The sequence below is a fragment of the Bradyrhizobium sp. SRS-191 genome, assembly GCF_024586915.1.
Taxonomy (GTDB): domain Bacteria; phylum Pseudomonadota; class Alphaproteobacteria; order Rhizobiales; family Xanthobacteraceae; genus Bradyrhizobium.
This window is the reverse complement of record NZ_JANBVS010000005.1, coordinates 258691-278823: the sequence shown is the minus strand read 5'-3', so window position 1 is coordinate 278823 and position 20133 is coordinate 258691. Positions and strand designations below refer to the sequence as shown.

Sequence of the window (20133 nt, the reverse complement as noted above, 5' to 3'; positions counted from 1 at the left end):
CAACAACAACGGTCGTCATTCCGGGCCGCCCGGATGGCGAGCCCGGAATCCATACTCACGATCGTGGTTATGGATTCCAGGCCCATGCTTCGCATGTCCCGGAATGACGAGGGGATCAAGCCATGCCCACCAGCATCAATCACCTCGCGCCGCCGACCGGCGGCATCGCCGACAACATCGCAGGCTTTGCACGCGCTTTGCGCGCCGCGGGCTTGCCCGTGGGACCGGGCGCCGTCATCGACGCCATGACCGCGCTCGAAGTCATCGACATCGGCAAGCGCGCGGACGTCTTCACCACGCTCGAATCCATCTTCGTCAAGCGCCACGAGCATGCGCTGATCTTCGCCCAGGCCTTCGACCTGTTCTTCCGCCCGGCGGAGGAATGGAAGTCGATGCTCGATTCGGTGCCGTTACCGGACCACGCCAAGAAGAAGCCGCCGCCAGCCTCGCGCCGCGTCCAGGAGGCGATGTCGCAGCCGCAGATGCATGAGGAGCCGAAGGCGCAGGAGCAGGACCTGCGGCTGTCGGTGTCCGACCGCGAGGTGCTGCAGAAGAAGGACTTTGCGCAGATGAGCGCGGCTGAAATCGCCGAGGTCGCGCGGGCCATCGCCAAGATGCGGCTGCCGCAGGCCGAGCTGAAGACCCGCCGCCATACCGCCGATCCGCGCGGCCACCGCATCGACATGCGCAAGACCCTGCGCCAGGCGCTGCGCACCGAAGGCGAGATCATCAACTTCCATCGCTTAGGGAGAATCGAGAAGCCCGCGCCGATCGTGGCGCTGCTCGATATCTCCGGCTCGATGAGCGAGTACACCCGGCTGTTCCTGCATTTCCTCCATGCGATCACCGATGCACGCAAGCGGGTGTCGGTGTTCCTGTTCGGCACGCGGCTCACCAATGTGACCCGCGCGCTGCGTCAGCGCGATCCCGACGAGGCGCTGGCGAGCTGCTCGGCCAATGTCGAGGACTGGGCCGGCGGCACAAGGATCGCGACCTCGCTGGAGACCTTCAACAAGCAATGGGCGCGGCGCGTGCTGGGGCAGGGCGCGATCGTGCTCTTGATCTCCGACGGGCTGGAGCGCGAGGCCGACAGCAAGCTCGCCTTCGAGATGGACCGGCTGCACCGCTCCTGCCGGCGGCTGATCTGGCTGAACCCGCTGCTGCGCTATTCCGGTTTCGAGGCCAAGGCGCAGGGCATCAAAACCATGCTGCCCCACGTTGACGAATTCCGCCCGGTACATAACTTGACCTCGATCGAGACGCTGATCTCGGCGCTATCAGCACCGCTGCCGCCGCATCAGCGTAGCGCGTTCCGACCCGCCGCCTGATCAGTCCGAAGGAGATAGCCATGCTCAACCGCGACGAAGACATCCTCAAGGCCGCCGAGGACTGGCACAAGGGCGGTCACGGCGTGGCGCTTGCCACCGTGGTCGAGACCTGGGGCTCGGCGCCGCGTCCGGTCGGGTCCAATCTGGTGATCAACGACGAGGGCACGTTCCTGGGCTCGGTGTCCGGCGGCTGCGTCGAAGGCGCTGTGGTCACCGAGGCGCTCGACGTGATCTCCAGCGGCCAGCCGAAGATGCTGGAGTTCGGCGTCGCCGACGAGACCGCCTGGAACGTCGGCCTGTCCTGTGGCGGCACCATCCGCGTGTTCGTCGAGAAGGTAGGGTGATCCATGCAGCTTTCGACACTGGCCGAGCTCAACGCCGAACGCGCAGCGCGCCGTCCGGCCGTTCTCGTCACCGACGTCGCCTCGGGCGAGCAGCGCCTGGTGAAGGCCGCGGCGATCCCCCGCGATCCCCTCAGCGACGAGCTCGGCAAACATCTGCGCATGGGCAAGAGCGGTATGGTCGAGGTGGACGGCAAACGGCTGTTCCTCAACGTCTACGCCCCGACGGCCAAGCTCGTGATCGTCGGCGCCGTCCATATCAGCCAGGCCTTGGCGCCGATCGCCAAGTCGCTCGGCTATGACGTCACCGTCGTCGATCCGCGCACGGCCTTCGCCAGCCCGGAGCGTTTTCCCGACGTGCCGCTGATCGCCGAATGGCCTGACGTGGCGTTGCCGCCGCTCAACGTCGACCACTACACGGCGTTCGTCGCGCTGACACATGATCCCAAGATCGATGATCCGGCGCTGCTGCACGCGTTTTCGCGCGACTGCTTCTACATCGGCGCACTCGGCTCGCGAAAGACGCACGCCAAGCGCGGCGACCGGCTGCGCGCGCAAGGCGCCAGAGATGCCGACATCGCCCGCATCCACGCGCCGATCGGCCTTGCTATCGGCGCGGTGTCGCCGTCTGAAATCGCGGTCTCGATCATGGCCGAGATCACCGCGACCTTGCGTCTGCCGGCCAAGGAGAAAGAGCAGGCGGCATGAAGTTCGGTCCTGCCAGTCCGGCTGAGGCGATCGGGGGGGTGACGGTTCATACCCTCCGCAAGGGACCATTAGTGCTCAAGAAGGGCACCTTGATCGGTCCCGCCGAGGTCGAGGCGCTGGTCAGGGAGGACGTCAAGGAGATCGTGGTTGTCAGGCTCGAGGCCGGCGACGTCTCCGAGGACGAAGCCGCCGCCGATGTCGCCAAGGTCGTGGCGGGCGAGGGAATCCATGTCGATCGCGCCTTCACCGGCCGCGCGAATCTGTTCGCGGCCCAGCCTGGCGTTCTCATGATCGACCGGGCCGCCGTCGACCGCATCAACGATGTCGACGAGGCCATCACCTTCGCGACCCTCCCGGCGTTCAAGCCGGTGGTCGAAGGCGAGATGGTCGGCACCGTCAAGCTGATCCCGTTCGGCGTCGAGGGCCGGTTGCGCGATGCCGCCGTTGCGGCGGCGGGCAAGGGCGCTCTCAGCATCGCGCCATACATCATCAAGCGCGTCGGCGTGGTCTCGACGATTCTTCCTGGCCTCGCCTCGAAGGTGATCGACAAGACGTTGCGCGTGACCGCCGAGCGCCTGGCGCCGGCGGGAGCCAGTATCATCGCCGAGCGCCGCGTGCCGCATGAGCAGGCCGCGCTGGCCGTGGCGATCAAGGAGCTGCTGGCGCTCGGCGCCGAGCTCGTGATCGTGTTCGGCGCCTCGGCGATTGCCGACCGGCGCGACGTCATCCCGGCCGCGATCACCGGCATCGGCGGCGCGATCACCCATTTCGGCATGCCGGTCGATCCCGGCAACCTGCTCTTGATCGGCAGCGCCGGCGGCGTGCCGGTGCTGGGCGCGCCCGGCTGTGCCCGCTCGCCGGCCGAGAACGGTTTCGATTGGGTGCTGATGCGGCTGCTCGCCAGCATCAAGGTCACCCGTGCCGAGCTGACTGCCATGGGCGTCGGAGGCCTGCTGATGGAAATCGTGACGCGACCGCAGCCGCGCGCCAAGCCGGAGGAGACCGAGGGCGAGCGCAAGGTCGTGGCCATCGTCCTCGCCGCGGGACGCTCGACCCGCATGGGTGGGCCGAACAAGCTGCTCGCCGAGCTCGACGGCAAGAAACTGGTGCGGACCGTGACCGAGCAGGCGCTGGCGTCGAAGGCGTGCGAGGTCATCGTCGTCACCGGCCATCAGGCCGAGCTGGTCGAGCAGGCGCTCTCCGACCTCAAGGTCCGCTTCGTCCGCAATCCCGATTTCGCGGGCGGCCTCGCCAGCTCGGTGAAAGCTGGCATCGCGGCCGTGCCGGACGCAATCGATGGCGCCGTGGTCTGTCTCGGCGACATGCCGATGGTCTCCTCCGGTCTGCTCGACCGCCTGATCACAGCCTTCGCGCCCGATCGCGGCAATTTGATCGTCGTGCCCGTCTCCGAAGGCCGCCGCGGCAATCCCGTGCTGTGGTCGCGCCGCTTCTTCGCCGAGCTGATGACGCTCGACGGCGATGTCGGGGCGCGACACCTGATCGCCAAGCACACTGAAGCCGTCGCCGAGGTGCCGGTCGATGGCGACAGCGCGTTCCTCGACATCGACACGCCACAGGCGCTCGAGGCCGCCCGGCGCGGGTGAGCTACGTCGGGGGCTCTCTCCCCGTCATTCCCTGCTCATTCGCGCTGCTCCAAAATGGGTTCGCCCTTTTGCGCGCGAATGACCCGGAACGACGCTGACCGAACCTTCGTCTCAACCTCTCATTCACCAAGTCTCAACGACCGCCGGCTAGATTTGCCGACATTGGGCCTCGGGGGAGGAGAGATTGATCATTTCGACCGTCGCGCGACGTTTCGCGCTGTTTGCATTTGGGTTGACCGTGCTCGTCGGCGCCGCGCGCATCGCAACCACCGGCGCGATCAGCCCGGCGCATGCGGCCGGCGCCTTCGCCATCGGCCAATGCGCCGCCTATGGCCAGGCCTTCGATTATCCGGCCGAGCATCTGGCCAAGGCGGCCGCGCTCAAGCAGTGCAAGGGCGAATGCACGGCCGTGACGATGAAGAAGGCCTGCGCCGCATTCGCCGTCGATCTCACCAATCCGTGCGGCCCGCATGGCTATGCAGTGCGGCCGAAGATCTCCGCCTCGCTCAACGAGGCGACGCGCGAGTGCTACAAATTTGGCGGCAAGGAATGCGTGATCCGCGCCTGGGTGTGCGACGCCAAGGGCTGATGGCTCTCGCGGCTGTATAGCGCGCCCGGTTCCCGCACACGTCACTATCAAACAAAGCTTCACGCCCGGAATGGCCTTGCTATTCTGGGCGTCCGCATATTTGGAATTGGAAGTGACATGCAGTTCGACACCAAGATCGCGCTCGTCATCCGCAACGATCTCGAAACCTGGCAGAAGCTCAACGTGGCGGCGTTTCTCGCCAGCGGCATTGCCGCGGCGTTTCCGGAATGCATCGGCGCGCCCTATGAGGACGGCTCTGCGACGCCGTATCATGCGCTGATCGGCCAACCGATCCTGATCTACGGTGCACCTGATCATGCAGCCTTGGCGCGCGCCCTGGATCGGGCCCTGACACGCGACGTCAAGCCGGCGCTCTACACCGAGGACATGTTCAAGACGACGCATGACGAGGCCAACCGCGCCGCCGTGAAGGCGGTGGCGCGCAGCGATCTCAATCTGGTGGGGCTTGCGTTTCGTGCCGAGCGCAAGGTGATCGACAAGGTCGTGGACGGACTGAAGTTTCACGCGTGATAGCAAGGGGCGTGCGCATCGGCGTCGTCATGAAACTGTTACATGCTGCGCATCAAAGCAGCAGCGCCTTTTGATACCGATCAAGACCGGGCAAGTTCGGGCTCGTTAGTTTGCGCCTCAACATGAGGAGCAGACCGATGCAGACCATGAAAGCCGCCGTCGTCAAAGCGTTTGGCAAGCCGCTCGAGATCGAGGACGTGCCCGTTCCGTCGCCCGGTCCCGGCGAATTGCTGGTGAAGGTGAAGGCGTGCGGCGTCTGTCACACCGACCTTCACGCCGCCTCCGGCGACTGGCCGGTGAAGCCTAATCCGCCGTTCATTCCCGGCCATGAAGCCGCCGGCGTCGTCGCGGCGCTCGGCGCAGGCGTGACCGATTTCAAGGTCGGCGATGCCGTCGGCGTCGCGTGGCTGCATGATGCCTGCTTGCGCTGCGAATATTGCGAGACCGGCTGGGAAACGCTGTGCGAGCATCAGCACAACACCGGTTACAGCGTGAACGGCGGCTTTGCCGAATACGTCATCGCATCCGCGGCGTTCGCCGCGCGCCTGCCGGCCAATGTCGATTTCGCCAAGGTCGCGCCGATCCTGTGCGCTGGCGTCACCACCTACAAGGGCCTGAAGGAGACCGATACGCGTCCCGGCGAGTGGGTGGTCATCTCTGGCGTCGGCGGCCTCGGCCACGTCGCGATCCAGTATGCGAAGGCGATGGGGCTGAAGGCGATCGGTCTCGACATTGCCGAGGACAAGCTCAAGCTGGCGCTTGAAGCGGGCGCTGAACATGCCGTCAACGCGCTCGACAAGGATGCCGTGGAGCGCGTCATTGCGATCACCGGAGGAGGGGCACACGGCGTCCTCGTCACAGCCGTCTCCACGCCGGCTTTCGCGCAGGCGCTGCACATGGTTCGCCGCAAGGGCACCGTCAGCCTGGTCGGCCTGCCGCCGGGCGAATTCCCGACGCCGATCTTCGACGTCGTGCTCAAGCGCATCACCGTCCGCGGCTCGATCGTCGGCACACGCCGAGATCTCGACGAGGCTATCGCGTTCGCCGCCGACGGCAAGGTGACGGCCGAGGTCACCACGGCGCCGCTGTCGGAGATCAACACCATCTTCGACCGCATGAAGGCCGGTAAGATCGACGGCCGCGTGGTGCTCGACTTCACCTGATTGTCGCGTCATCCCGCAGCAGATGGTCGCCATCTTCGCGTTGGCGACCATCTTGATCTGGATCAGCCTGGCAGCGCTCCGGACTGGCACAATTCCCCGATGACCGCCGTCACCAAGATCGTCTTCCTCGGTGCGAGCAGCGCATCGTTTGGCCTGAGCGTCTTTCGGGACCTGTTCTCGACGCATGATCTCGCCGGCTCGACGCTGGTGCTGGTCGGCCGGGATGCGACCCGGCTGGCGCGGTCGGAACGATTGGCGCGGCTGCTGAACGACGTGTCCGGCGCAGGCCTCGAGATCGAAGCGACGACGGACTGGCGGGCCGCGCTCGACGGCGCGGGCTTCGTGATCCATTCCACCGCCATCGACCGCAACCGGCTATGGAAGCTCGATTTCGAGGTCCCGCGCAAATATGGCATCCGCCATACGCTCGGTGAGAATGGCGGCCCGGGGGCGCTGTTCTTCACCCTTCGCACGCTGCCCGTGGTGTTCGACTTCGTGCGCGAGATGGAGCGGCGTTGTCCGGACGCGCTGTTCATCAATTTCTCCAATCCGGAGAGCCGCATCATCCTCGCCCTCGGCCTGCACAGCCGGCTCGCTTATATCGGCCTGTGCCACGGCATCTTCATCGCGCGCAGCCAGGTGGCTGCGATCCTGGGATTGCCCGAGGAACGCGTCGAGGTGTGGGGTGCCGGCCTCAATCACTTCCAGTGCCTGCTGCAGATCCGTGATCGTGAGACCGGCGCCGATCTCTACCCGCTGCTGCGCGCGCGGGAGCGCGCCTGCGACCCCAAGGTCGCGCCTCTCACGCGAACGCTGCTGCGTGACTTCGGCTCCTGGCTCGGTTGTGGCGATGGCCATGTCGGCGAGTATCTCGCCTACGGCTGGGAGGCGGGCGAGGGAGGCTACAACTTTGCGTGGGACGAGGCCGAGCGGGCCAAGCTGATCCGTGAGATCGACGATGTCCTGGCGGGAAGAGCGGGGATGCCGGAATGGTGGCGGACGCCGTCAGGCGAGCGTGCCGTCGCGGTGATCGGCTCGGTGCTGCACGATCGCAAGCAGTCCATCGAATCCGGCGTCGTCCTCAATCGGGGCGTCATCCCCAACCTCCCGGCGGAGGCGGCGGTCGAAGTCCCCGTGGTCGCCGACCGCTGCGGCATCCATCCGGTCTCGCTCGGACCGCTGCCAGAGGCCGTGGCCAAGCTGATGGCGATCCAGGTCCAGGTGCAGCAGCTCGCGGTTCAGGCGGCGATGACGGCGTCCAAGGACATCGCGCTCCAGGCGCTGCTGATCGACCCGGTGGTCAACTCGGCCTCTGCGGCCCGGAAGGTCCTCGACGAGCTCTGGGAGATCAACCGGCCCTACATCCGGCCGTGCGCCTGATCGCGCCGGGCAGGCTGATCGTCGCCACACCCCGGCCGAGCTGCCGCAGGAGAGCCCATCCACGAGCCGCCATCCTCCTTTACAATGACTGACTAGTCAGTCATAATTGTTAGATGTCGAAGTCGTCAAAGCCGATGAGCAACGCCCGGGTCGCCACCGCTTCTGCCGAGGGAGAAGGGGCGGGCGCTGTCGTCTCGCGCCGGGCCGATCGTGCTGCCGAACGCCGGGCGGCCATCGTGCAGGCCGCGATGGACGAGTTCATTGCGCGCGGCTTTGCGGCGACCCGGCTCGACGATGTCGCCAAGCGCGCCAGCGTCGCCAAGGGCACGATCTATCTGCACTTCAAGGACAAGGAGTCGATGTTCGAGGAATTGATCCGGACTGCGATCGTGCCCTTCGTCGGCCGCCTCACCGCGCCGCTGCCGGCCGGCGGATCGGTGCGGGACATGGTCGAAGTTCTGGCGCGGATGTTCCTCCAGGAGATCGCCGGCACAAAGCGGGCTGATCTCGTCCGGCTCATCATCGCAGAGGGGCCACGCTTCCCGGCGATTGCCGACTTCTACTACCGCGAGGTCGTCTCGCGCGGCCTCGCCGCGATGCGCGCGCTGATCCAGCTCGCGATCACGCGCGGCGAGATCCGCGAGCCGAAGCTCGTGCAGCATCCGCAACTGATGATCGCGCCGATGATGGTCGCGGTGATCTGGAAGAGCCTGTTCGAAACGCATGCGCCGCTCGATGCGGAAGCGATGCTGCAGACGCATCTCGATCTGATCTTCGGGCCGAGGAGGCCAACATGAGCCTGCTGCACTGCCTCGCCGTGCTGGTCACGGCCTTCACCTTCAACGGCTGCAAGGATACGCGCGATCCCGGCTATCAGGGCTGGGTCGAGGCCGACATGATCTTCGTCAGTCCGGACGAGGCCGGTCGGGTCATCAAGCTGAACGTGCGTGAAGGCGACGAGGTCAAGGTCGGCGATCCGCTCTATTCGGTCGATGACGACCTGCAGCAGGCCGATCTCAACCAGACCGAAGCGACGCTCGCCAATGCGCAGCAGAGCTACGATCGTGCCGCCGCTCTCAGCAAGACGGGAGCAGGGACGCAGGCGACGCTCGATGCGGCGATTTCGGCGCTGCGTGTCGCGAAAGCCCATGTCGTGACCTCGCAGACGCGGCTGGCGCGGCGCAAGGGGGTGGCGCCGGTCGCCGGCACCATCCAGCAGATCTATTTCCGCGAGGGCGAGATGGTCGCGGCGCAGCGGCCGGTGCTCTCGATCATGCCGCCGGGCAACATGAAGCTGCGCTTCTACGTGTCCGAGACCGATCTGCCGAAGTTTGCCGTCGGCGACGAAGTCCGCGTCACCTGCGACAATTGCGCCGCCGATCTGACCGCACGGGTGTATTTCCTCGCGACGACGGCGGAATATACGCCGCCCGTCATCTACAGCCTCGATGAGCGCAACAAGCTCGTCTATTTGATCCAGGCGCGGCCGTCGCGGCCGGATGCGCTGCGCGTCGGTCAGCCCGTCAGCATCTATCCGCAACCCAGGACTCCGCAACCCAAGACACCGCTGGCGGACGGACGATGACAGCGGCAGCGCCAGCCGAGATCGCGATCGACGTCAAGGGACTGAGCAAGTCCTTCGACGGACGCGAGGTCGTGCATGATCTGTCCATGCAGGTGCGGCGCGGCTCGATCTACGGCTTTCTCGGGCCGAACGGCTCGGGCAAGACCACGACGATCCGCATGCTGTGCGGCCTGCTGACTCCCGACAGCGGCGAGGGCACCTGCCTCGGCTTCGACATCCGCCGCGACGCCGACAAGATCAAGCGCCGCGTCGGCTACATGACGCAGCGCTTCAGCCTCTATCAGGACCTGTCGGTGCGCGAGAATCTCGAATTCGTCGCGCGGCTCTACGGCATGCCGAATCCGCAAGCCGCTGCGCGCGACATGGTGCAGCGGCTCGGTCTGTCCGGGCGCGAGCGCCAGCTCGCCGGCGAATTGTCGGGCGGCTGGAAGCAGCGGCTGGCGCTCGGCGCCTGCACGCTGCCCAACCCGCAATTGCTGCTGCTCGACGAGCCCACCGCCGGCGTCGACCCGAAGGCGCGGCGCGACTTCTGGAACGAGATCCACGCGCTGGCGGGCGAGGGGCTGACGGTGCTGGTCTCGACCCACTACATGGACGAGGCCGAGCGTTGTCACGAGATCGCCTACATCGCCTATGGTCATCTGCTGGCCCATGGCACCGTCTCGGAGGTGATCGCGCAGTCGGCGCTCACCACATACACCGTCAGCGGCGATGATCTCCGTGCGCTTTCGACCGATCTGTCCGGCAAGCCGGGTGTCGACATGGTGGCGCCGTTCGGCACCAGCCTGCACGTCTCCGGCCGCGACGCCAAAGCCCTGGACGAGACGATCGCGCCGTGGCGCGACAAGGCCGGCCTGCAATGGCAGCACGCCGCGCCCTCGCTGGAGGACGTCTTCATCGACCTCATGAACCGCTCGCGGGACAATTTCCAATGAGCGAGACCGCGCTTCACCAAAGCCCTCCTGCACCGCGCTTCGGCTCCTGGCGGCGGACCTACGCGATGCTGGTCAAGGAGTTCATCCAGCTCAGGCGCGACCGGGTCTCGTTCGCGATGATCGTGATGTTGCCGGTGATGCAGCTGATGCTGTTCGGCTATGCCATCAACACCACGCCGCATCACTTGCCCGCGGCGGTGCTGCTGCAGGAGGATAGCGATCTCGGCCGCTCGATCCTGAAGGCGATGGAGAACACCGCCTATTTCCGCTTCACCCGCGAGGTCTCGAGCGTCGCCGAGTTCGATGATCTCCTGCTCTCGGGCAAGGTGCTGTTTGGCGTCGAGATCCCGCGCGGCTTCGAGCGTGCGGTCCGCCGTGGCGATCGTCCCGCGCTTCTGGTGGCCGCCGATGCGACTGATCCAGTAGCGGCGTCCTCGGCGCTGTCCTCGCTCGGCATGATCGTGCAGACCGCGCTTGCGCATGATCTCTACACCGGCGATCCGGGCTCGCCGCCGTTCGAGATCCGGGCGCATGCGCGCTACAACCCGGCCGCGTCGTCCCGGCTCAACATCGTGCCGGGCCTGGTCGGCACCATCCTCACGATGACGATGCTGATCTTCACCGCGCTGTCGGTGACACGCGAGATCGAGCGCGGCACCATGGAGAGCCTGCTGTCGATGCCGATCAAGCCGGTCGAGGTGATGCTCGGCAAGATCATCCCTTACGTGCTGGTCGGCTTCCTGCAGGCCACGATCATCATCGGCATCGGCGTCCTGCTGTTCGGCGTGCCGATCATTGGCAGCCTGCTGCTGTTGGCGCTGCTCTCGACCCTGTTCATCGCCACGAACCTGTCGATCGGCTATACATTCTCGACCCTGGCGCAGAACCAGCTGCAGGCGATGCAACTGTCGATGATGTTCTTCCTGCCGAGCATTCTCCTGTCGGGCTTCATGTTTCCATTTCTCGGCATGCCGCAATGGGCGCAGGTGGTCGGCGAATGCCTGCCGCTGACGCACTATCTGCGCATCGTCCGCGCCATCATGCTCAAGGGCTCGACCTTGCCGAACCTGCAGCATGATACGGTCGCCTTGTTCGGCCTGATGCTGTTCGCCATGACGGTCGCCGTCTTCCGCTTCCGCCGCACCCTCGATTGAGGCACAATGGCCGCGGGAGCAGAGGCGGTTGGGGCAGGATGACGATCTCGGGGGCGGGCAGCGGGAGTGACGCGTCGGCGGCGGCTTCGGCGGAGTTCAACCGCGCGCTGATGCGCCAGACTTTGAACACCGAACTGCTGCGCGCGAAGGCGCTGATCGCCACCGCAGGGCTGTTCCTCGTCGTCTCGATGTTCGTCGAGATCTTCGAACCGCGGATATCCGAGTGGATATGGCCGAGTCGCGTCGGGGTGCTCTACGTCTACGCGATCATCGTCGTCTTCATGGCCTTCGAGATTCTGATCCTGTTCAGGATCAAAGCCAATCTTCGTCTGGGACGCGATGCTCCCATCATTTTGCGCTATCTCAGCGCTCTGGTCGAGACGTCGATGCCAACGCTCGTGCTCCTGTTGCAGATCGAGGGCATCGGCCGCGACAAGGCGCTCGGCTTCGGCGCGCCTCTGGTCTATTTCATCTTCATCATCCTCTCGACGCTGCGTCTCGACTTTTGGCTGTCCAGCTTCACCGGCTTGGTCGCCGCAGCCGAATTGCTCACCGTAGCCCTCATCCATCGCCCATCGATCGATGTCAGCCAGAATCCGGAGATCTACTATCACGGTGAGCGCAGCTTCATCGTCCTGCTGTGCGGCCTGCTTGCCGGCGCGGTGAGTGTGCAGCTGCGCCGCCAGTTCGCGGCGAGCATCGAGGCCGCATCCGCGCGCGACCGCGTCACCGACCTGTTCGGCCAGCACGTTTCGCCGCAGGTCGTCGAGCGTCTGATGAAGGAGGGCACGGCAGAGGCACGTGACATTCGCGAGGTCGCCGTCATGTTCGTCGACTTCCGCGGCTTCACGGCAGCGGCCAGATCCAGGGCGCCGCAGGAGGTCGTCGACCGGCTCGACGGCGCCTTCGCCGTGCTGGTCGAGATTCTCGAGCGCCATGGCGGCATCGTGAACAAGTTTCTCGGTGATGGCTTCCTGGCGCTGTTCGGCGCGCCGTTCGAGTCGCGCGATGCGGCCGCGCAGGCGGTTGCCGCGGCACGCGAGATGGTGGCGGCGATGGATCGCATCAATGCGATGTCGTCCTGGCCGCTCCGGATCGGGATCGGACTGCATCTCGGCGAGGTTGTCGCCGGCAGCATCGGCTCGCCGCGGCGCAAGGAATACACCGTCATCGGCGACACGGTGAATTTTGCCTCTCGCCTGGAAGCGCTCAACAAGGAGTTCGATTCGCGCCTTCTGATCTCGAGCGAGGTACGGCAGGCCGTCGGCGACGTGGCGCGCGACGCCGTCTTTCACGGCGAAGTGTCGGTGCGCGGCTATGACCGGTCTTTCGAAGTCTGGCAATTGCATTAGAGCCGGTCGCTCATGCTGTGGTCGGCCGCGCCACGTCGGCGATTTACAACACGCGCTGTGCGCGTTTAACTGCAGGCCAATGAACAGGATGATCGGGGGGAATGCATGATCCGAAGCAGGGCATGGTTTTTGGCCGGAGCGGGCCTCGTTTGCGCCGCCACAGTGGGGACGGCGCGGGCCGAGGATGCAGCCTGCAGCAAGGTCACGGCCGAGGCGCTGAAGATCCCCGGGCTGGTCCTGACCGGATCGAAGCTGCAGGAGGCCGCCGACGGGCTGCCGCGGCATTGCATCGTCTCCGGCAAGGTCAATGAGCGCACCGGCATCGACGGCCATGCCTATGCGATCCAGTTCGAGATCCGGCTGCCCGAGACCTGGAACGGCCGCTTCCTGCACCAGGTCAATGGCGGCAATGACGGCGTCGTGGTGCCGGCGCTCGGCGACAAGGCGGATGGTCTCGTCAGCGGCGGCGTAACGCCGCTCGCCCGCGGCTTTGCGGTGCTGTCGTCGGACAGCGGTCATTCCGGCAACGATCCGGCCAACAAGCCGCGCGGTCTTGCTGCTGGCTCGGCGTTCGGCCTCGATCCGCAGGCGCGGCGCGACTATGGCTACGCCGCCGACATGACGCTGGCGCCGATCGCCAAGGCGATCATTTCCGAGCATTACGGCAAGAAGCCGGATTATTCCTACATCGCCGGCTGCTCCAATGGCGGCCGCCACACCATGGTCGCGGCCGAGCGCATGCCGGAGCAGTATGACGGCTTCCTGGTCGGCAATCCCGGCTTCAACCTGCCGCGCGCCGCCGTGCAGCACGCCTGGGACGTGCAGGCGCTGACCAAGGCTGATGCCGACATCCGCAAGTCGATCACCCGCGACGACGCCAAGCTGATCTCGTCCAAGATCATCGAGATCTGCGACGGGCTCGACGGGGCCAAGGACGGGCTGACGGCCAATCTGAAGGCCTGCCAGAAGACGTTCAGCTTCGACAGCCTGCGCTGTGCCGCAGGCAGCAGCGATGCTTGCCTGCCGTCCGCCAAGGTCGACGCCTTGAAGAGGGTGTTCGCCGGGCCGCAGAATTCCAAGGGCGAGGCGCTGTATTCGGACTGGCCGGTCGACGGCGGCGTCGGCACCGGCAATTGGCGCGCCTGGAAGGTCGAAAGCCCGGTGGCGCCGTGGAACAACCTTCCGATCATCGCCACCATGGGCGGCGCCTCGCTGAACTACATCTTCTCAACCCCGCCGGTGGAGATCGAGGGCTCGCCCGACAAGCTGGTCGAGAAGCTGCAGACCTACGACTTCGACAAGGACGCGCCGAAGATCTACGCCAAGGAGGGCCCCTTCGCGGAGTCCGCGATGGATTTCATGGCGCCGCCCGCGGTGGACAATCCGACCCTGCCGGCGTTCCAGAACGGCGCGCGCAAGATGCTGATCTATCACGGCCAGGCCGATCCGGTGTTTTCGGTCAACGACACCATCCGCTGGTACGAGAAGCTCAATGCCAACACGCAGGGCAAGGCCGACGGCTTCGCGCGGCTGTTTGCCTTGCCCGGCGAGACGCATTGCGGTGGCGGCGTCACGTTGGAGAAGTTCGATGCGCTGGGTGCGCTGATGGACTGGGTCGAGAAGGGCAAGGCGCCGGAGGCGATCACCGCCTCTGTCAATGCCGCCAACAAGGAGCTGCCGTCGAACTGGAGCGCGCAGCGGACGCGGCCGCTGTGCCCGTGGCCGAAATTCGCGAAGTATGTGAGCGGCGACGTCGAGCAGGCCTCCTCCTTCACCTGCGCCGCGGAGTGATCCGCTAGACCTGAGGCGCGACGAGGTTCTCGACCCGGACCTTGTCGCGCTCCTCGATGATTTCGGCGATCCATTGCCGATGGCAATGCGCGTGGTCGCGCTCGTAGCAGAGCAGGCACACCGGGCCGGCGCTCTTAACCAGCGAGGCCAGCTCGTCCATTTGCTCCTTGGCCTGCGGCGTCCTCAGATGCGCGCTGTAGATCTTGTGCAGCGTGTCGTAATGGCCGCTGCGCGCCGCCTCGCGGCCTTCCTTCGGTGTGCCGAGCCCGCGCAGATGGACATAGGCGATGCCGCGCTCGTCGAGCCCGGCGGCAAGCTGGCTCTTGGAGAAGCCCGGCCGTCGCGACGCCGCCACCGCGCGGACATCGACCAGCAGCTTGACGCCGGCGGATTGCAGCTCGTCGAGCACGGCCTTGGCGGGCGTGTGCTCGTAGCCGATGGTGTACAGCGTCTTGCTCTTGGCCATCACGAGCCTCCTGAACTAGCTCACACGCTCGATGAGCTCCATCGCACCGGCCGGCGCGCGCACCTTGCCTTCGTGGATCACGTAGGCGAACACGTCGCGCGGCGTCTTCTTCGCCGGCTTGTCGTCAACCCGCGGCAGATCGTCCGGTTCATCGCCGGCGGCCCACAGCTGCAGCCGCTTAGCCCAGGCATCGAGCTGCTTCGGCGGGTAGCACGTCTTCAGCTCGTCATTGCCCTTCTGCAATCGCGCGTAGACGAAGTCGCCGGCGACGTCGGCGATCGCCGGATACTTGCCGTGCTCGGCGAACACCACCGGCGTTGCGAACTCGCGCAGCAGTTTGACGAACTCAGGCACGCAAAAGCTGTCGTGCCGGACCTCGACGACGTGGCGCAGCTTGCGGCCGTCGAGCTCGCGGGGCAGCAGCTCCAGGAACTTGCCGAAATCGACCTCGTCGAATTTCTTGGTCGGCGCGAACTGCCACAGCACCGGGCCGAGCCGGTCGCCCAGTTCGAGCACGCCGGTGTCGTAGAAGCGCTTCACCGAATCGCCGGCCTCCGCGAGCACCTTGCGGTTGGTCGCGAAGCGCGGCCCCTTCAGCGAGAAGATGAAGCCGTCGGGCACCTCGCGCGCCCATTTGCGAAAGCTTTCCGGCTTCTGCGAGCCGTAATAGGTGCCGTTGATCTCGATCGAGGTCAGCTTGGAGGCGGCGTATTCCAGCTCCTTCGCTTGCGGCAGCTTGTCGGGATAGAACACGCCGCGCCAGGGCGCGAAGGTCCAGCCGCCGATGCCGATGTAGATGTGGCTCTTGGATTGCGAGGCGCGTGCAGGAGCTTTGCTCACGAACCGGTTCCGTTGCTGATGGCTGAGGGCATTGTGGGTAGGACAGTAGTCAAGCCGGCCGGCTCTGGCCAGTTCGGCGGTGTTGCGCAGGCGCTCTTCCAGCGCTCGGAGCGCTCGTGTATCCAGGAAGCGGGCCGGGAAGGGGAGATATGGCAATGAGAGCAGAATCGGTCGGCGGCGCCCTGGGCGCGATCGTCGCGGCTGCCGTGCTGGCGGCGGCCTTCTATTACGTTCCCGTCGGGCCGATGGCCCGTCCGATGCAGCCGGCCAAGGTCGACGTGCCGCAGACCCCGGTGCAGACGGTTCCGGTGGCGCCGGCCGTGCGCGGGCCAGTCGTGCGCGAGGTTCCGAACTAGGCAGGTTTCCGCGGGCCTTGAATTATCTGGGAGCCACCCCATCTGGGTAGGGACGGTGACGTCGAGCTGTAGCGGCTCCGGCACCGAGACGACCACGGCAGAGCGGCTGCGCCGGATGTACGCGCACCCTTTGTTTGTGGTCGTTGGCGTTTTCAGGGCCTCCTTAACTGTGGCGGTGCAAGGCGGCACCACCCGCCGGCCTTTTTGCACCTCCGGCCGGCCGCCGCGCTTGGCAGTGCGGGATGCGGCAGATATACGCATCCGCACCATGAACCAAGCCACCCGGACGGCCTCGCCAGTGCTGCCGCAAACCGCTGATATTCCGATCGTTTCGGTCGTCGTGCCGACCTTCAACGAGCGCGACAATGTCACCACGCTGTACCGGCGGCTGGAGGCGGCGTTCAAGGACGTGCCGTGGGAGGTCGTTTTCGTCGACGACAACTCGCCTGATGGCACCTGGCAGGTGGTGCGCGAATTGTCGCGCAACGACAACCGCGTCCGCTGTATCCGCCGCATCGGCCGCCGCGGCCTGTCCGGCGCCTGCATCGAGGGCATCCTCGCCGCCAGCGCGCCTTATGCCGCCGTGATCGACGCCGATCTGCAGCATGACGAGACTCAGCTGCCGAAGATGCTGTCGCTGCTGCAGAGCGGCGCGGCCGAGCTCGTCGTCGGCAGCCGCTACATCGAGGGCGGCAGCGCGGCGAGCTTCGACAGCAAGCGGGCCGGAGCCAGCGCCTTCGCCACCGAGATCGCGCGCCGCGCGCTCAAGGTCGAGGTCAACGACCCTATGAGCGGCTTCTTCATGATCCGCCGCGACCGCTTCGAGCAGATCGCGCCTGATCTGTCGACGCAGGGCTTCAAGATCCTGCTCGACATCATCGCCAGCGCCGAGGGCGGGCTGAAGACCGTCGAGGTGCCCTATACGTTCGGCTCGCGCCTGCACGGCGAGAGCAAGCTCGACTCGATGGTCGCGCTCGACTTCCTCGGCCTCGTGCTGGCCAAGATGACCAACGACGTGGTGTCGCTGCGCTTCCTCTTGTTCGCGATGGTCGGCGGCACTGGCTTGGTCGTGCATCTGGCGACGCTCTTTCTCGGTCTCAATCTGTTCGATCTGCCGTTCGCCGAGGCGCAGGCGCTGGGCGCCTTCGTGGCGATGACCTCGAACTTCATCCTCAACAACTTCCTCACCTATCGGGACCAGCGTCTGAAGGGCTTCGCCATCCTGCGCGGCCTGCTCCTGTTCTATCTGGTCTGCTCGGTCGGCCTGCTCGCCAATGTCGGCGTCGCGTTCTCGGTCTATGACCAGGAGCCGATCTGGTGGCTGGCGGGTGCGGCCGGTGCGCTGATGGGCGTGGTCTGGAATTACGCGATCTCCGGATTGTTCGTCTGGCGCAAGCGATGACCTCTGCGGCAGAGGCCGACGACACCAGGCTGGCGCGCAACGTCTGGCTGATCATCGCGGGCCTCGTCTTGCTCAGGCTGGTTGCCGCCGCAGTCACACCGATCACCTTCGACGAAGCCTATTACTGGATGTGGTCGAAGCATCTCGCGGGCGGCTACTACGACCATCCGCCAATGGTTGCGGTGGTGATCCGCCTGGGCACGCTGATCGGCGGCGACAGCGAATTCGGCGTGCGCTGCGTCTCCATCCTGCTCGGCCTTCCCATGAGCTACGCGGTGTACCGCACCGCAGAGATCCTGTTCGGCAGCGTGCGCGTCGCCGCGACCGCGGCGCTGCTGCTCAACGTGACGCTGATGGCCGCGGTCGGCACCTTGATCGTCACTCCCGATGCGCCGCTGCTTGTTGCTTCCAGCTTCGTGCTGTTCTTCTGCGCCAAGGTGCTGGAGACGGGCAGGGGCGCCTGGTGGCTCGCCGTGGGCGCAGCCGTCGGTACGGCGCTGCTGTCGAAATACACCGCACTGTTCTTCGGCGCTGCGATCCTGATCTGGCTCGTCGCCGTGCCGAAGATGCGGCCCTGGCTGGCCTCGCTCTGGCCCTATCTCGGCGGCGTCGTCGCGTTCGCGATCTTCTCGCCGGTCATCCTGTGGAATGCCGACCACCAATGGGTGTCGCTCATCAAGCAGCTCGGCCGCGCCAGGGTGGAAGAGGTTCGTCCGGTCTACATCGCCGAGATCATCCCGACGCAGTTCGCCTTCGCGACGCCGCTGGTCTTCATTCTCGGCGTGATGGGTCTCTATGGACTGGCACGGCGCCGGGCAGGGGATGCGGCGGGGCGCGTGCTGATCGAGGCGACGGTCTGGGTCATCGTCGCCTATTTCGCCTGGCATTCGTTGCATGCCCGCGTCGAGGCCAACTGGTTCGCGCCGATCTATCCGGCCTTCGTGGTGGCCGCAGCGGCAGCCGCCCATCTCGTCGCATGGGGGCCGCGCGAGCAGCGCACGGCGGCCTTCTGCCTGCGCTGGGCGCTGCCCGCCGGCGTCGTGATGTTCGTCGCCCTGATCGTGCAGGCCAATACGGGTCTTCTCTCCGGCTATAAGCGCGACGCCACCGTGCGCAGCGTCGGCGTCGGCTGGCGGCCGCTCGCCGCTGAGGTCGAGAAGGCGCGGGTCCGTGCCGGCACCGCTTGCGTGCTCGCGATGGATTACGGCACCACCGCGTGGCTGTCGTTCTATCTGCCGCAGGGGACATGCGTGCTGCAGCCGATCCAGCGCATCCGCTGGGTCAACTTCCCGGAGCCTGATCCGGCGATGCTCGCGGGCACGCAGCTTTTGGTGGACGAGGCGCAGATCGCCTCGCGGTTCTATGTCACGAGCACGTTCGGCCGCGTCGAGAAGATCGGCGAGGCCCCGCGGATGCGCGGGCCGCTGACCATCGAGACCTACGCCTTCTACGCGCTCAGCGAGCCCAAAGGCGAGATCCTCGATCGCAGCCCGCCGCCTGAGCTGCAGCGCTGAGGTCCGCGTCAGCCCTGCCGCGGAATGATGTCCGCGAGCGCCTTGTCCCGGCTGTGGATCGCGACCATGTTGATGTCCGCGTCGACGGTCTTGTAGCCGCGGCGTTCGAGCCATTGCCGCAACTGGTTTGCATCGGTCTTGATCTTCTCGATCATCATAATCGGCGTGCAGCGTTCGATCGTCGCCGCGGCTCCTTCCAGCGCCTCGATCTCCATGCCCTCGACGTCGAGCTTGATCAGATCGCAGCGCGGCAGGTTGAAATCGTCCAGCGGCAGCTTGCGCACCTCGACGGTGTCGTTGGCGTAGTCGATGGCCTGGCCGATGAACTCGGTATTCGGCCGCTGGCGCAGCTCGAGGCTGCCGAAGCTCGACGGCGTCAGATAGTTCGGGCTCGGGATGTTGAGCACGCCGCTCTCCGAGGACACTGCGGCATGGATGGCGATCGCGTTGAAGCAGTTGTTGATCGCGATGTTGCCGGCGAGCGCGTAGTAGATCCGCTCCTGCGCTTCGATCGACAGCACGGACCCCCAGCCGTTCATCGCCTTCGCCCATTCGATCGTGTGGACGCCGATATTGGCGCCGCAGTCGATCGCCACGGCGCCGTCGCCATGATGCTTGCGGCGCACGTGGAGCAGGCGAACGGCGAGGCTCACCTCGGCCGGATCGAACGCTCCGGTCTGGAGGATCTGGTAGCCGACACCATAGCCGCGGTTGGCGTCGACCATCCGATAGTCGAGCCGGTTGACGATCATCGTCCCGTGATTGCTCGCGGCCAGAACGAAGGCCAGCTTCCGGTCGGGGATCTGCATGGAGTCCTCTGGTCTCGTCTGCGGCAGGGAGTGGACGCGATACGATGTGCGGACGGGGTGATGCGGAGAATCGTTCGCTACCATACTGCCGCTCATGGCCGAGCGCCGCACAATCCGGAATGCTACGGATGGGTTGGCAACGCAGCCGGCTGTGCTGTCGGGCCCGGACCGGCCGCGAGCCCGATCCGTGTGTAGACCGATGTCGGCGATCTCGGCGTGTTTTGACGCGACCAATACTTGGACCGGCATCGCAGAGATCGCCGGGCCCGTGCGCGGGCACGGCCC

Annotated in this window: 20 protein-coding genes; 17 read left to right on the top strand and 3 right to left on the bottom strand. The window is 65.9% G+C overall.

All coding sequences use genetic code 11. The annotated features are described in order from the left end of the window. The first annotated feature begins 122 nt into the window (after window positions 1-122). The 14 genes from NLR35_RS12060 to NLR35_RS11995 all read left to right on the top strand — a co-directional run bounded on the left by NLR35_RS12060 (window position 123) and on the right by NLR35_RS11995 (window position 14461). Window positions 123-1328, top strand: coding sequence for a VWA domain-containing protein (locus NLR35_RS12060; RefSeq protein WP_257166749.1), 1206 nt, complete (start codon window positions 123-125; stop codon window positions 1326-1328). Window positions 1329-1348: 20 nt separating this feature from the next. Next, window positions 1349-1672, top strand: coding sequence for an XdhC family protein (locus NLR35_RS12055; protein ID WP_006612353.1), 324 nt, complete (start codon window positions 1349-1351; stop codon window positions 1670-1672). A gap of 3 nt (window positions 1673-1675) precedes the next feature. Further along, on the top strand, window positions 1676-2377 hold the full coding sequence (locus NLR35_RS12050; RefSeq protein WP_257166748.1) for an XdhC family protein: 702 nt from the start codon (window positions 1676-1678) through the stop codon (window positions 2375-2377). After that, a complete protein-coding gene (locus tag NLR35_RS12045; protein WP_257166747.1) occupies window positions 2374-3981 on the top strand; it encodes a molybdopterin-binding/glycosyltransferase family 2 protein in 1608 nt (535 codons plus the stop codon). The genes NLR35_RS12050 and NLR35_RS12045 overlap by 4 nt, the downstream gene beginning before the upstream one ends. Before the next feature lie 184 nt (window positions 3982-4165). Then, on the top strand, window positions 4166-4570 hold the full coding sequence (locus NLR35_RS12040) for a DUF4189 domain-containing protein (protein ID WP_257166746.1): 405 nt from the start codon (window positions 4166-4168) through the stop codon (window positions 4568-4570). A 117-nt stretch (window positions 4571-4687) separates the two neighbouring features. Then, window positions 4688-5101 carry a DUF2000 family protein gene (locus tag NLR35_RS12035; protein ID WP_257166745.1) on the top strand — a complete coding sequence of 138 codons (414 nt, stop codon included), beginning with the start codon at window positions 4688-4690 and terminating at the stop codon, window positions 5099-5101. Between the two features lie 137 nt (window positions 5102-5238). Next, on the top strand, window positions 5239-6264 hold the full coding sequence (adhP, locus tag NLR35_RS12030; protein ID WP_257166744.1) for an alcohol dehydrogenase AdhP: 1026 nt from the start codon (window positions 5239-5241) through the stop codon (window positions 6262-6264). Window positions 6265-6363: 99 nt separating this feature from the next. Next, window positions 6364-7644: an alpha-glucosidase/alpha-galactosidase gene (locus NLR35_RS12025; RefSeq protein WP_257166743.1), complete on the top strand. Its 1281-nt coding sequence runs from the start codon at window positions 6364-6366 to the stop codon at window positions 7642-7644. A 113-nt stretch (window positions 7645-7757) separates the two neighbouring features. Next, complete coding sequence (locus NLR35_RS12020; RefSeq protein WP_374940806.1) at window positions 7758-8441, top strand: TetR/AcrR family transcriptional regulator; 684 nt, start codon at window positions 7758-7760, stop codon at window positions 8439-8441. After that, window positions 8438-9229, top strand: a complete 792-nt coding sequence (locus tag NLR35_RS12015; protein ID WP_257166742.1) for an HlyD family secretion protein — start codon at window positions 8438-8440, stop codon at window positions 9227-9229. The genes NLR35_RS12020 and NLR35_RS12015 overlap by 4 nt, the downstream gene beginning before the upstream one ends. Beyond that, a complete protein-coding gene (locus tag NLR35_RS12010) occupies window positions 9226-10164 on the top strand; it encodes an ABC transporter ATP-binding protein (RefSeq protein WP_257166741.1) in 939 nt (312 codons plus the stop codon). The genes NLR35_RS12015 and NLR35_RS12010 overlap by 4 nt, the downstream gene beginning before the upstream one ends. Next, window positions 10161-11318: an ABC transporter permease gene (locus NLR35_RS12005; RefSeq protein ID WP_257166740.1), complete on the top strand. Its 1158-nt coding sequence runs from the start codon at window positions 10161-10163 to the stop codon at window positions 11316-11318. Before NLR35_RS12010 ends, NLR35_RS12005 begins: the two co-directional genes overlap by 4 nt. Before the next feature lie 38 nt (window positions 11319-11356). Continuing rightward, window positions 11357-12670: an adenylate/guanylate cyclase domain-containing protein gene (locus NLR35_RS12000; RefSeq protein ID WP_257166739.1), complete on the top strand. Its 1314-nt coding sequence runs from the start codon at window positions 11357-11359 to the stop codon at window positions 12668-12670. 105 nt (window positions 12671-12775) lie between these two features. Continuing rightward, window positions 12776-14461, top strand: coding sequence for a tannase/feruloyl esterase family alpha/beta hydrolase (locus NLR35_RS11995; RefSeq protein ID WP_257166738.1), 1686 nt, complete (start codon window positions 12776-12778; stop codon window positions 14459-14461). A gap of 4 nt (window positions 14462-14465) precedes the next feature. On the opposite strand, the gene NLR35_RS11990 is transcribed toward NLR35_RS11995, so the two are convergent. Further along, window positions 14466-14927, bottom strand: coding sequence for a DUF488 family protein (locus tag NLR35_RS11990; protein WP_257166737.1), 462 nt, complete (start codon window positions 14925-14927; stop codon window positions 14466-14468). Window positions 14928-14942: 15 nt separating this feature from the next. Further along, a complete protein-coding gene (locus tag NLR35_RS11985; protein WP_257166736.1) occupies window positions 14943-15767 on the bottom strand; it encodes a DUF72 domain-containing protein in 825 nt (274 codons plus the stop codon). 155 nt (window positions 15768-15922) lie between these two features. On the opposite strand from NLR35_RS11985, the gene NLR35_RS11980 reads away from it, so the two are divergent. The 3 genes from NLR35_RS11980 to NLR35_RS11970 all read left to right on the top strand — a co-directional run bounded on the left by NLR35_RS11980 (window position 15923) and on the right by NLR35_RS11970 (window position 19039). After that, on the top strand, window positions 15923-16123 hold the full coding sequence (locus tag NLR35_RS11980; RefSeq protein ID WP_257166735.1) for a hypothetical protein: 201 nt from the start codon (window positions 15923-15925) through the stop codon (window positions 16121-16123). 268 nt (window positions 16124-16391) lie between these two features. Then, window positions 16392-17525, top strand: a complete 1134-nt coding sequence (locus NLR35_RS11975) for a glycosyltransferase family 2 protein (RefSeq protein ID WP_257166734.1) — start codon at window positions 16392-16394, stop codon at window positions 17523-17525. Then, on the top strand, window positions 17522-19039 hold the full coding sequence (locus NLR35_RS11970; RefSeq protein WP_257166733.1) for a glycosyltransferase family 39 protein: 1518 nt from the start codon (window positions 17522-17524) through the stop codon (window positions 19037-19039). The genes NLR35_RS11975 and NLR35_RS11970 overlap by 4 nt, the downstream gene beginning before the upstream one ends. Window positions 19040-19047: 8 nt before the next feature. Here NLR35_RS11970 and NLR35_RS11965 read toward each other — a convergent pair whose 3' ends face one another. Next, a complete protein-coding gene (locus NLR35_RS11965) occupies window positions 19048-19848 on the bottom strand; it encodes an FkbM family methyltransferase (protein ID WP_257166732.1) in 801 nt (266 codons plus the stop codon). Window positions 19849-20133: the final 285 nt, after the last annotated feature.

Bases quoted from the DNA above. Each gene is read 5' to 3' on its own strand.
- NLR35_RS12050 (WP_257166748.1), top strand. From the start codon at position 1,676: ATGCAGCTTTCGACACTGGCCGAGCTCAACGCCGAACGCGCAGCGCGC.
- NLR35_RS11995 (WP_257166738.1), top strand. From the start codon at position 12,776: ATGATCCGAAGCAGGGCATGGTTTTTGGCCGGAGCGGGCCTCGTTTGC.
- NLR35_RS12025 (WP_257166743.1), top strand. From the start codon at position 6,364: ATGACCGCCGTCACCAAGATCGTCTTCCTCGGTGCGAGCAGCGCATCG.
- NLR35_RS11965 (WP_257166732.1), bottom strand. From the start codon at position 19,848: ATGCAGATCCCCGACCGGAAGCTGGCCTTCGTTCTGGCCGCGAGCAAT.
- NLR35_RS12060 (WP_257166749.1), top strand. From the start codon at position 123: ATGCCCACCAGCATCAATCACCTCGCGCCGCCGACCGGCGGCATCGCC.
- adhP (WP_257166744.1), top strand. From the start codon at position 5,239: ATGCAGACCATGAAAGCCGCCGTCGTCAAAGCGTTTGGCAAGCCGCTC.
- NLR35_RS11990 (WP_257166737.1), bottom strand. From the start codon at position 14,927: ATGGCCAAGAGCAAGACGCTGTACACCATCGGCTACGAGCACACGCCC.
- NLR35_RS12045 (WP_257166747.1), top strand. From the start codon at position 2,374: ATGAAGTTCGGTCCTGCCAGTCCGGCTGAGGCGATCGGGGGGGTGACG.
- NLR35_RS12000 (WP_257166739.1), top strand. From the start codon at position 11,357: ATGACGATCTCGGGGGCGGGCAGCGGGAGTGACGCGTCGGCGGCGGCT.
- NLR35_RS12055 (WP_006612353.1), top strand. From the start codon at position 1,349: ATGCTCAACCGCGACGAAGACATCCTCAAGGCCGCCGAGGACTGGCAC.
- NLR35_RS12035 (WP_257166745.1), top strand. From the start codon at position 4,688: ATGCAGTTCGACACCAAGATCGCGCTCGTCATCCGCAACGATCTCGAA.
- NLR35_RS12010 (WP_257166741.1), top strand. From the start codon at position 9,226: ATGACAGCGGCAGCGCCAGCCGAGATCGCGATCGACGTCAAGGGACTG.
- NLR35_RS12015 (WP_257166742.1), top strand. From the start codon at position 8,438: ATGAGCCTGCTGCACTGCCTCGCCGTGCTGGTCACGGCCTTCACCTTC.
- NLR35_RS11975 (WP_257166734.1), top strand. From the start codon at position 16,392: ATGAACCAAGCCACCCGGACGGCCTCGCCAGTGCTGCCGCAAACCGCT.
- NLR35_RS12005 (WP_257166740.1), top strand. From the start codon at position 10,161: ATGAGCGAGACCGCGCTTCACCAAAGCCCTCCTGCACCGCGCTTCGGC.
- NLR35_RS11970 (WP_257166733.1), top strand. From the start codon at position 17,522: ATGACCTCTGCGGCAGAGGCCGACGACACCAGGCTGGCGCGCAACGTC.
- NLR35_RS12020 (WP_374940806.1), top strand. From the start codon at position 7,758: ATGTCGAAGTCGTCAAAGCCGATGAGCAACGCCCGGGTCGCCACCGCT.
- NLR35_RS11980 (WP_257166735.1), top strand. From the start codon at position 15,923: ATGAGAGCAGAATCGGTCGGCGGCGCCCTGGGCGCGATCGTCGCGGCT.